The sequence below is a fragment of the Planctomycetia bacterium genome, from assembly GCA_015075745.1.
GTDB lineage: Bacteria > Planctomycetota > Phycisphaerae > UBA1845 > UTPLA1 > UTPLA1.
This window is the reverse complement of the sequence record JABTTW010000001.1, coordinates 107564-119031: the sequence shown is the minus strand read 5'-3', so window position 1 is coordinate 119031 and position 11468 is coordinate 107564. Positions and strand designations below refer to the sequence as shown.

The window sequence follows — 11468 nt, the reverse complement described above, 5'->3', positions numbered from 1 at the left end:
TTCGGAAATCCGATCAAACGGCGCTATCCGGCCTAATAAAAGGTGAATGCAATCCCGGTGGCAAGAAGATTTAGGCCGAAGTAAACGACGGGAAAAATCCATCGACAACGGCGATCAATGCCGTCTCCGACGTCGTGTCTGCCTTTCTGGTCCATTGCTCCCACGACCAGATTGATTATCACCGTTGCGCACATGGTGAGGAAACTGATGTTCAAAAAAGCGGTGATCAACGTGAAATAGGAAATGCGCGGCAGGATGTCGCTCATGACGATCTGGTAGGCAACGCCGGTCAATATTCCGATGAACGAGACGTTGATGCGATCGCCCAGTGATGACCGATCCATCCAGAACACTGAGAAGGAAAGCAGGGCGATCACAGCCAACGGAAACACAACCAGTCGCACAATAAAAAAGGACTCCCTTTCCACATCGAACCTCAAAACGAACGCGGACGAGACGCCGCTGCGTCCGGCGTAGGAGGCGGAACGGCTCCGAGTCGACATGCCCATGGATCCGAAGATCCACTGAGGCACCCGAATGGTGTCGCCCGACGGATAGACAATCTCCGACTCCGCTTTCAACACGACCTCGCTGTCGTCCAAACCCAGTAATTCAAAAACGGCCTCCAGACGATGCCGATCATAAGGAAATCGTCTCATGTCGAACTCCGACTTCGCAACAGCGTCCACCGTCTGAATCAGAGTTTGGGTGCCGTCCGGCTCCACCCGAAGCACAACGCCGTCCTTTTCGTACATGCCCGAACCGTTGACGAGAACTTCCTGGGGAAACCAACTTGGGGAAACTTCGTTAAACTGGAAATTGCCCTGATAGATCTTCTCGTCCACTCCCGCCGCGGCCGGATCGAAGGCCTGCCGAGGGTCGCGCCACTTTAGAGTGAGAACGCCCTCGAATTCGAACGTCTGCGCCTCGTCGTCGATGTCGTTGATGTTGTGGAGCTTAAAACTGGCTTGAACCACCAGGGGACCGTCGCTCTGAGGTGGACCGAGTCGAAAGGGCTGACTTGTCGTCGTCGGCGACACCTGGGTAACGGGCATCGCAACGGGTTGAGCTGCGGCGTTTCCGGCAGGACAGAGCAGTCCGAAACAGAGAAACGTAAACGTGGTCTTGATACTGAACCGCATCTTCTCTTTCGCAGCCTATGGTTGGGAATCCGAGGCGGCTATCTCGGCAAACTTGACCTTTTCGCACCGGTCGCTTCCATCGAACCGAACTACCAAGTAATGTGGTTTGGGGAGCTCTTTGATCAACCGCGCATCGTAAAGCCGAAACATCTGCCCCGTCGACTTGCTTCGCAGTACGATCAGGGGCGGGCCCATCTTGAGCGCGGTCTCGCATTCGGCCGCTGTTTTCCCCTTGAGCTTTTCGTCGTAGACCAATTCAAGGGGGATATCGAGTTTGTCGGAGTTCAATTCGACCTTTTCGACAAGCACGATTTGGTCGGCAGTGGTCTCCACCACGTATCTATGATTGTTGAGCACATCGACCGGCACAGGGTAGACGCGCCATTCACGGTCGTGGTCCACGTCGGCGTAGACGTCGATCTTTTCTCCAAGAACGGCGTCGGCTTGGGACGGCGGTTGCCCCAACAGCTCTCCTCCAAGCTTATCCACCTCGGCATCGTCGACGACCTTTCCGACGACGTGCAGCCCGAGTTTGACGGCGTCGGTCACGGGATTGCCGCAGCCGGCCACCATCATTCCCAAAAACGCGGCCGCAATCCATTTTGTATGCGATGTCATGACTTGAGTCCCTAAGAAAAATGAGCATGTCGTCGTCGTCGGTTTCACGTTGATGAATTCGTCCGTGTCACGATGACGCCGACCTACCGTCTGCCGTTGGAGCTCCAGGGATCGCCGCAGCCGTTCTTCCCGTTGAATTCCTCGTGAAAGCCATCGATCCAGTAGACGCTCGCCGGGAGGTCCATGATCATGGGAAGGACGCTCCAGACATGAAAGCCACGACATTTTGGCGACGTCATTGCCCCATGCCTTCGCAATTTAAGGGCGAATGGACGGGCGTCTATGGCCTTTCCACAAGCTTCCAACTCTTGTCCGGGTTGTACTCGTGCATGTCCCGCACGAGATTCACCGTCTCCTTGCCGAGGTCCTTCTCGAAAACCTTGCCCTGGTGGTTGACAACGAAGGCCATGACGCCCGAGTGGCCGTAATCCGCGGGCCAGGCGATGAGGGCATACCCTGCGATCATGTTGCCGTTGATGACGTAATCATACTCTCCGCCCGGAGGGTTGGGACCCTGACGTGACAGAATCTTGAAGTAATAGCCCATGTAGGGATCGCCGGGTTTGCGATCCGAAGTGTGCGCTTCCGCCCTGGCCAGAAACTCGCCCAGGGGGCTGAGTGAATCACCGGAATTCGGATCGACTTTCCAATAGAGCCCGTCCCGTTTGCCGGGAGTACTGGCAAAGCGCGGCGCGTATTCAAGAACTTCGTCACCGTCGCGGTCCACGGCGGCGTACTCGGCTTGGGCGATCACAAATGTTCGGCAAACTTCGATGGCGTTCAATTCGTTCTCGCCGACCCGGCGGGCGAGCATTTCCTCAAAGCCCTCCTCGGTATCAAACACCCATCCCCGACTCTGCTTTACCAGCGGAATGGGAAATGCCCAAAGCTCCTTGCCCACGACCAACTCGACGCGATCGGAACCCTTTTCGATCAGAGTCAGATAAGCTTGCGCGTCTTCCCAGAATTCGCGACGATGCTGCTTCTCTTCGGCGTCGTCGATTGTTCCCAGCGCCTTCTCCAGCCGAGGACCGAATATCCGGATCAGCGACGGCGTGTCATTCTCCTTGCAGGCCTTGAGAAGACCGTCAACGGCGGCCTTCGGCGACTCAAACGCCTGTTGGGATTCATGGGGCGTGGCTGCGGATAGCCCGGCGGCATGAAAGCCGATCGCCGGCGCAATCACGAGCACGATGATCGTTTTGCGAAACATGATGAGCTCCTCTTTTTTCTACGGATGACTGAACTGCCTATCGCCGACCCCCGCGTCGGCCACCTCCACCAAATCCACCGGAACGCCTTCCGCCCGAACTTCCCCGCTCACTGAAGATGCTGGACCCGCCACGGCGCCCACTCCCGGAACCAAATGAGCGTCCACCGGAAGACGATCGCCCTTGCGAAAGACTCTGACGGCCGCGCTCGCTGGACGATCGGGTTTGAGAATAGCCGCCCTGGCGACCTCCGAACGCGCTTTGCCCCCTTCCACCGGACCCGAACTCGCCGGATCCGCGTCTGCCGTATCCGCGTCCGCCCTCACTTCCGCCGCCGAATTCTCCAAATCCCCCGCGCCCCGCTGCGCCGCCGCCAAATCCCGCCTGGCCGCCGGCGCCGGCGCGGCCGTAGCCCGGCGATGTGTAGGGCGTTGGCCTCGCACTGCGCGGATCGTATCGGCCGCGTGGATCATATGGACCCCGAGGGTCGTATCTCCCTCGAGGATCGGCGATGCCCCTTGGATCGTAAAGTCCTCGGGGGTCCGCAACACCCCGTGGATTCAACGGCCGATGAACCCGGTCTCGCCAGTAGTCATCAAAATTGTGATACGGCGTGGCGTAGGCGTATCTGCCGCGGTAATAAGCTCCGTGATAGATCGCCCCGCCGTACCAGTCGCAATGATCATCAGCCAGCGCCGCACCGATGACCACGCCCGTGGCGAAGGCGACGGTGCTATAAGCCGCTGTCGAGCTCGTGTCCTGTTGAACGATGACAGTACTCGGGTTGTAGGTCGGCACATAGATGACCGTGGGATCGGCAGGGAGTACCTCGATGGCGCCGCCCTGGACCACCACATTCTGTTTGTCATTCGAATTGAGGTTTCCGGCCGCCTGGGCCTGGGCACGAACCCGTTGAATCGACTTCATGACGTCGTCCATTTGCGAGGTGACCGCATTGCCGAGCGCTGAAGTCCAATCGAGGTTGGCGTTCAACTTGTCCAGCACGTCGGGGAATTGCATCAGCACTTTGACGCTGGTGTTCCAGTTGTTGTCCGGCGTCTTGTCGACCTTGCCGCCGTGCTGGCTCAGGTATCGAGCCGCCTGCACCACGTCGAGCGGCGCGGTCGACGCCGGCAGGACGTGCGCCAACAGCGCATCGGGATAAAGCGCGATCGGAGCAACGAGGTTGTCCAGGTCCGCGCTCGAAAGCTTGGCCGCGGCGGACTGATTCCCCCCGGAAGAAGGGGCCTGGGCCGATCCCATGTGCGGCGCGAGAATCGTGGCGATGGAAAAAACAATCGCGAATCTGATCTGAGTGTTCATGCGTTTATTCCTTGAGCACCATTGTCATGATTGCCCTGCGGGATTGTACATCTGTCGTACAATTCTCTTGGCCGAAAATCGCCAATTGGCCTACTCGCTCACCTTATTGTTCCGCTGAGCGGCCGCGAGTTTCTTGATGTCCTCCTCCGACAGTTGCGGCCTGTCCACCTTCACCGTCAACTTGTTCAACTTGCCGGTGAATGTGAATGGCGGTTGATAGTCCGCATCGTTGACGCCCGTCAGGGTGTCGGAGCCGATGTCGAAACTCTCATCCCATTGTAAAATCATGGGCAACGTCTTATCCATTGTCTGGGTTGCCACGGTCTTGCCGTCCACTTTGAGGGTGCCGCTGCCGCCCCGGCCCAACCCGCTCATGTTGTTGAACGCGAGCGTCCCCACGCCCAGACCTTCGTATTTGAAGTCGAACTCGATCGTATGTTTCCCGGGCTTCAGCGCCTCGGGGCCTTCCCACTTGATGCGTTTCAAGTCGATGAGGTTCCAGAGGAAAACGGGCTTGCCCTTCAGGAGATAGAAGCCGTAGCCGGCAAACCGTCCGCCCGAGGTCAGGATCATGCCCTCGGCGCCGCCCTCGGGAACTTCGATGTCCGCCGTGATGGTGTAGGAGCTGTTGAGAATCACCGGAGAATCACCTTGCGGCAGGCCGACCATCGGCTGGGTGTACACAAACTCGGTGCGGCCGGCCGTGATGTTCGGCCGGGGGGCGACGATTCTTGCCGCAACCGAAGCATCCATCGGGAAGACTTGATACTTCCTTGCTTCATCGATGAACATTTTCTTCAACTCTTCCACCTTGTCCGGATACTGTTCGGCGAGGTTCTGGGACTGGCTGAAGTCCTTGTTCAGGTCGTAGAGTTCGAGAACCTGGTTGTTGAGCGGATCGGGATTGGCGGGGCCGAAGGCTTCCCACGGCGCGCGGTTGACTTTGGTACTGAGCAGCCAACCCTCGTGATACAACGCCCACTGACCAAACATCTCGAAATACTGGGTCTTGTGCCGAGAAGGTGTTTTGGCGTTGGCGGCGTCAAAGGTGTAGGCCAGACTCGTGCCTTCGATCGGCGCCTGTTTGATGCCATCCACGTACTGCGGCGCGGAGATGCCGCTGGCCTCGAGAATCGTCGGCACGATATCGATCACGTGGCAGAATTGCTCGCGCAGACCGCCGGCATCCTTGATTCGAGCCGGCCACGAGATGCACATGCCCTGGCGAATGCCGCCGAGCTTTGAGGCGTTCTGCTTGAACCACGTGAAGGGCGTGTCAAAGGCCCACGACCAGCCCGCCGACATGTGGTTGTAGGTCTCCTCCGTACCCCACACGTCATACCACTTCATCTGCTCTTCGACGGGCATCATGTTGACCCCGTTGAAGAACGCGACTTCGTTGGGCGTGCCGAGCGGGCCTCCTTCGGCGCTGGTGCCGTTGTCGCCGTTGATGTAGATGACAAGCGTGTTGTCGAGCTTGCCCATGTCCTCGATGGTCTGGATCACTCGGCCGATCTCGTGGTCGCTGTAAGCCACAAAAGCGGCGAAGACATCGGCCTGCCGAATGAAGAGCTTTTTCTCGTCGGGCGTGCAATCGTCCCAATTCTTGATCACGTCCGTCGGCCAGGGCTCAAGCTCGGTGTTCGCGGGGATGACCCCCAGGCGCTTCTGGTTCTCGAAAATCTCCTCGCGCACTTTGTTCCAGCCCTTGTCGAACAAGTGCATGGCGCTGATCTTGTCCGTCCACTCCTTTGTCGGATGATGCGGTGCGTGCGTTGCGCCGGGCGCGTACTTAACGAAGAATGGCTTGCTGGGAGCCGTCTGGTTGATGCGGTTCAGGTATTCAACGGCGTCATCGGCCATTCCGGTGACCAGGTTCCATCCCGGCTTGCCCTTGAAGGGATAGATCTGCGTGGTATTGCGAAACAGATTGGGCTGCCACTGGTTGGAGTCGCCGCCGACGAATCCGTAGAAGTACTCGAACCCCAGGCCGATCGGCCATCGATCAAACGGCCCGACCTGGCTGGCGGTGTACACCGGCGTGTTATGGTCCTTTCCGAACCACGAGGTCGCGTAACCGTTTTCCAGCAGGATGCGGCCTATGGTGGCCATTTCCGTGGGAATGATGCTGTTGTAACCGGGGAATCCCGTGGACTGCTCCGAGATCACGCCGAAGCCGGCCGAGTGGTGGTTGCGGCCGGTGATCAGCGCAGCACGCGTCGGCGAGCAAAGGGCAGTGGAGTGGATATTGTTGTAGCGCAGTCCCATCTTGGCCACGCGATCCATCGCCGGTGTCGGGATCACGCCGCCGAAGGTGCTGGGAACGCCGAACCCGGAATCATCGGTGATGATGAGCAATACGTTGGGTGCGTCCTTGGGCGGCACCACGCGCGGCGGCCACCAGGGTTTCGATTCGAGCGCTTCACCCTTGATCACTCCACCGAACTTCGGGTCGGGTGCCGGGAGCTGCTTCCCATTGATCGTGGTCGTGGCGCTTGGTGAGCCGGGAACGCCGCTGGTCTCCTGGGCATTCGTCGCCGCCGCCGTCATCATCGCAACGATGACAGTTACGAGGAGCGCAATGGTGATTCTGTTGATGCTTTCGAGTGGATTCGATTGCATTGATGTGTTCCTTTGTGTTTGTGCGTTTTGCGTTCGGAATTCGGAACTATTTATGATGCGGAGAATTCTCCGCCAATTTCGGAAACAAGAACGCCAATTGGAATCTTATGCTCCAATCCGGAGCGGTCTCCGGCCCGGCGACCCAGTATTGACTGCCGAGTTGCAAGCTGACCGGGAGCTTGCCGATCTTGACGATCTGACCGACGCCCGCATAAAGCGGAATGGTCCACTGGTTGTCGATCCAGTCGTAGGTCGATTCCGTGTTACACGTCAGACTCGTCGCCGTCTTGAATGTGTAATTGATGAACGGCTGGAGGTAAGTGTTATTCACTTCCTTGCGGCCGTCGTCACGGGCAAACGACCAAATGTGATTCGCTAATGCACCGACGGTCCAGGGGCCGCTCTGCTTGAGGATAACGCCGGTCGGACCCATCCCCCAGCGCTCCGAACCGAGCGAATCGTCGGTGGCTGTGGGAATGAGAAACACCGGTCCCGCCCCCCAGATGAACGGCTCCGTGCTCTTGGGTGAAAGGAACAAACTCTGCGTGATGTCACCCATGCCGCCTTGGCTGGTGGTCCCGATGACATCGTTTTGAGCGACGATCGGTAGGATCGTTCGACTGATGAGATTCCAATCTTCATTCAGGGTGAACGGAATCACCGGCTGAACATTCAGGAGATACTTGAATGCTTGGTCGCGGTTATCACCCTTCCCCAGACTGAGCAGCCGTGATGCTATGCGCCCGGCGCGGCTTTCGAGAAATCTCTCACCTTGTCGCCCGAATGGACCGGGCAGATGGCGGAGATTCCTCAACGGGCCTTGCCTCTCCGGCAGATCGCGTCCGCCGCCGATGATGTAGTTGCTTTGCAAGGGGATGCTGATGAGGTCGGCGACCGGGTTGGCGAGCTTGTTGGCCAGTGCTTCGGAATCCGACACACCCAGAGCGGAATGCTCCGTTTCGTCAGATGCGGGTTCGTCGCTGTTCGCGGAAATCGACATGGGGCCGTGTTCATCGTCCTGCCGCGTAGATTTCGTAGGGGTTTCTTCCTGTCGGTAATTGGGGGAATGGGCGCGCGCTCTTGTCGTTGCCACGCCGGCAAACGCAACGAGTAACACACCCGAGGCGGCAAAGTCCAAACACATTCTCCGCATCGGAGCTTCCTTCGACTTGTATGGACAGCATTCCTGGGCTGGACGATTCGGCTGCCATGCTACAACGAGAGGCGTTCTTGAGCAATCGACCGGGGAGTGCCGCAATGAACGGCCCGAGAGGGCGTCGAGGGGCCGACGCCCAGCGTGCCACTTAGCGTTGTGCCCTTCGGAGGCAGGCGATATAGTCCGCGACTGTCGGTGAGCGCATGTCGTTACCGCGACGAGTCGCATTGGATTCCAACTGCCGCGACGCGAGTTCGTCCGCGAACTCAATGGGTGCGGGCGCCTTCAAGCCGGAGGATTACCCCGTTGAGAAAAAGTCAATCGTTGGACGTGATCGCGGGGCGGCTCATCGTCTCACTCTCTCGAAGCGCACGGGCGCGGACGAGTTTACCTGGCGTTCCATCGATCGAGTTTTCAGCGGCGAGCGCTCGCCGAATACGTCTCCTTTGAAGGTACTACGTGCCGAGTCGGTGCCGTGATGGTTGAGATGCACTTCGCCGACGTCAATGCATGAGCGAGCGCAGAACCTTCCGCCCAATCGAAGCCGAAGCGCCAGGAGGGAAGATCAATCGCCGAGTCGGTCGAAAAGGCGGAGCGTGATCAGAAGGAACCCGTGCAGGGAAGCACGTTCGAGGGAATGTCATGAAGCGTGTTGTTCGTGAGAAGCAGGTACCGATGGTCGTTTGCGCAATTCTATGTATGAGTGGAATCGCCCAGGTCGCCGATCCGCCGGGAATGGTCTGGATACCCGGCGGCGAATTCACGATGGGCACAGACTCCGAATTCTCCCTTCCCAATGAACGGCCCGCTCACAAAGTCCGCGTTGACGGCTTCTGGATCGACGCGACGCCGGTCACCAACGCTGAGTTTCGCGAGTTCGTGAAAGCGACCGGCTACGTTACGACGGCGGAAAAACCGGTCGATTGGGAGGAACTCAAGAAGCAGGTCCCCCCGGGCACGCCGAAACCGTCAGATGAAATGCTGCGGCCCGGATCGCTCGTCTTCACGCCGCCGGATCACGCGGTTGATCTGCGCGACATGTCCGGCTGGTGGACTTGGACGACCGGCGCGAATTGGCGGCGCCCGCGGGGCCCCAACAGCGACATCAAGGGCAAGGAGGGCTGCCCCGTCGTGCAAGTCTCGTGGGATGATGCCGCGTCCTATGCGAAGTGGGCGGAAAAGCGTCTGCCGACCGAGGCCGAATGGGAGTATGCGGCGCGCGGCGGGGCAAAGACTAATACGCGATATTCCTGGGGCAATGAATTTCGACCCGCCGGCAAGTTCATGGCCAACACGTTCGATGGCCAGTTTCCGCACAAGAACACGGCCGAAGACGGTTTCGCGGGCGCCTCTCCGGTGAAGGCGTTTCCACCGAACGGATATGGCCTGTACGACATGGGCGGCAACGTATGGAACTGGACCGCGGATCTGTACCGCGCCGACACGCACGCAACCGCGAAGGCGGCCGGCGTCTGCTGCAATCCGACCGGGCCGAAGTCCTCGCATGATCCCGTGCGCGAAGTGCCGCATTGCGTCGAGCGCGTCATCAAGGGCGGCTCGTTTCTTTGTCATCCAAGCTATTGCGAGAGCTATCGCCCGAGCGCGCGCCGCGGTATGCCGCCGGACACGGGCTCGCAGCATGTCGGATTTCGGTGCGTCAAAACGGACAAGTCTGAAACAGAGCTAAGTAGTAAGAAGCAAAACTAAATAAAGGAGACTGACGATGGAAAGATTTGGTATGAGATTCTGGCGCGGTTGTTGCAGTCGTGTGACTGCCTCCGCGCTGGTCATTGCGGCCATCGGACAATCTGCCGTCCACGCCCAGCAAACGAAGCCCAACATCGTGTTCATCATGGGCGATGACATCGGCATGTGGAACATCGGCGCCTACCATCGCGGCATGATGGCAGGGCGAACGCCAAACTTGGACCGGCTGGCCAAGGAAGGCATGTTGTTTACCGACTACTACGCCGAGGCGAGTTGTACGGCGGGCCGCGCGAACTTCATCACGGGCCAACTGCCGATCCGCACCGGTATGACCACCGTCGGTCAGGCAGGAGCACCCACCGGAATGCCCGCCGAGGCATGCACGATTGCCACCGCGCTCAAGGCGCAGGGCTACGCAACCGGGCAATTCGGCAAGAATCACCTGGGAGACCGGAATGAGTTCCTGCCGACGTTGCACGGCTTCGACGAATTCTTCGGCTACCTGTACCACCTCGACGCCATGGAAGACCCTGCGCACCCGAACTACCCGCAGGAGCTGCTGGACACAGTCGGACCGCGCAACATGGTTCACTCCTGGGCCACCGACGTAGACGACCCGAAGGTGATGCCGCGATGGGGCAAGATCGGCAAGCAGAAGATCGAGGACGCCGGAGCGCTCTTTCCCAAGCGGATGGAAACCGTCGATGACGAAATTCGCGATCTTGCGCTCAAATTCATGGAAAGGGCCAAGGCGGACAACAAACCCTTCTTCTGCTGGCTCAATCCGACCCGCATGCACATCGTCACGCACCTGTCGGAGAAGTACCAAAAGATGCGCACCAGCGAAAATGGGTGGTCGGAACAGGAAGCCGGCATGGCCCAGCTCGATGACGACATCGGTCTGGTCATGAAGAAGCTCAAGGACCTGGGCGTCGATGACAACACCATCGTCGTCTTCACCACCGACAACGGCACGGAACTCTTCACCTGGCCCGACGGCGGAACGACGCCGTTCGCGCAGTGCAAGGGCACGGTCATGGAGGGTGGCTTCCGTGTCCCCTGCATTCTGCGCTGGCCCGGACACGTCCCGGCGGACACCGTGCAAAACGGCATCATGTCCGGTCTCGACTGGTTCCCCACCTTCCTGGCCGCGGCCGGCAACACCACCATAACCGACGACTTGCTCAAGGGCGCGAAGATCGGCGAACGGACATACAGGAACCATCTGGATGGCTACAACCAGATGGACATGATTACCGGCAAGGGGCCGTCCGCGCGCCATGAAATCTTCTACCTCGGCGAGAGCACCGTCGGGGCCGTGAGAATTGACGACTATAAGTTTCGCTTCATCGACCAGCCCCAGGGCTGGCTGGGTGAGAAGACCCATGCGGACGTACCGTACATCACCAACCTGCGGCTCGATCCGTTCGAGCGCATGGGCTGGCCCAACAACGGTACGAGGGAAGGATCGCAGCAATACTTCGATTGGTTCAAGTTCCAATTCTGGCGATTCGTGTTCGTCCAGCAGGTGATGGCGAAAGAAATCCAGACCTTCATCGAGTACCCGCCGATGCAGCGGGGCGCGAGCTTCAATCTGGACGCCGTCAAGGCGGAGATGGCAAAGAGGATGGACCAGGCGGCAGCGGCAAGCAAAGGCCCAGGCCAATAACCGAAGTGACCTCCGAGGCG

8 protein-coding genes are annotated in these 11468 nt (G+C 59.1%); 2 read left to right on the top strand and 6 right to left on the bottom strand.

Going from position 1 to position 11468, the window contains the following annotated elements; genetic code table 11:
- Positions 1-32: 32 nt before the first annotated feature.
- The 6 genes from HS101_00495 to HS101_00470 form a co-directional block, all read right to left on the bottom strand.
- A complete protein-coding gene (locus tag HS101_00495) occupies positions 33-1142 on the bottom strand; it encodes a hypothetical protein (GenBank protein ID MBE7504751.1) in 1110 nt (369 codons plus the stop codon).
- Positions 1143-1157: 15 nt separating this feature from the next.
- Positions 1158-1760, bottom strand: a complete 603-nt coding sequence (locus HS101_00490) for a hypothetical protein (GenBank protein ID MBE7504750.1) — start codon at positions 1758-1760, stop codon at positions 1158-1160.
- A gap of 280 nt (positions 1761-2040) precedes the next feature.
- Entirely contained in the window at positions 2041-2973 is a 933-nt protein-coding gene (locus tag HS101_00485; GenBank protein ID MBE7504749.1) for a DUF2950 domain-containing protein, read from the bottom strand.
- 37 nt (positions 2974-3010) lie between these two features.
- The gene (locus HS101_00480; GenBank protein ID MBE7504748.1) at positions 3011-4294 is read right to left on the bottom strand and encodes a DUF3300 domain-containing protein; all 1284 of its coding nucleotides are present in this window, start codon (positions 4292-4294) and stop codon (positions 3011-3013) included.
- Positions 4295-4384: 90 nt separating this feature from the next.
- Positions 4385-6916, bottom strand: coding sequence for an arylsulfatase (locus HS101_00475; GenBank protein ID MBE7504747.1), 2532 nt, complete (start codon positions 6914-6916; stop codon positions 4385-4387).
- Between the two features lie 46 nt (positions 6917-6962).
- Positions 6963-7916, bottom strand: coding sequence for a transporter (locus tag HS101_00470; protein MBE7504746.1), 954 nt, complete (start codon positions 7914-7916; stop codon positions 6963-6965).
- 798 nt (positions 7917-8714) lie between these two features.
- Between HS101_00470 and HS101_00465 the strand changes: the two genes are divergently transcribed.
- Together HS101_00465 and HS101_00460 are read left to right on the top strand one after the other, a co-directional pair.
- Positions 8715-9779 carry a formylglycine-generating enzyme family protein gene (locus HS101_00465; GenBank protein MBE7504745.1) on the top strand — a complete coding sequence of 355 codons (1065 nt, stop codon included), beginning with the start codon at positions 8715-8717 and terminating at the stop codon, positions 9777-9779.
- Positions 9780-9810: 31 nt separating this feature from the next.
- Positions 9811-11448, top strand: a complete 1638-nt coding sequence (locus HS101_00460) for an arylsulfatase (GenBank protein ID MBE7504744.1) — start codon at positions 9811-9813, stop codon at positions 11446-11448.
- Positions 11449-11468: the final 20 nt, after the last annotated feature.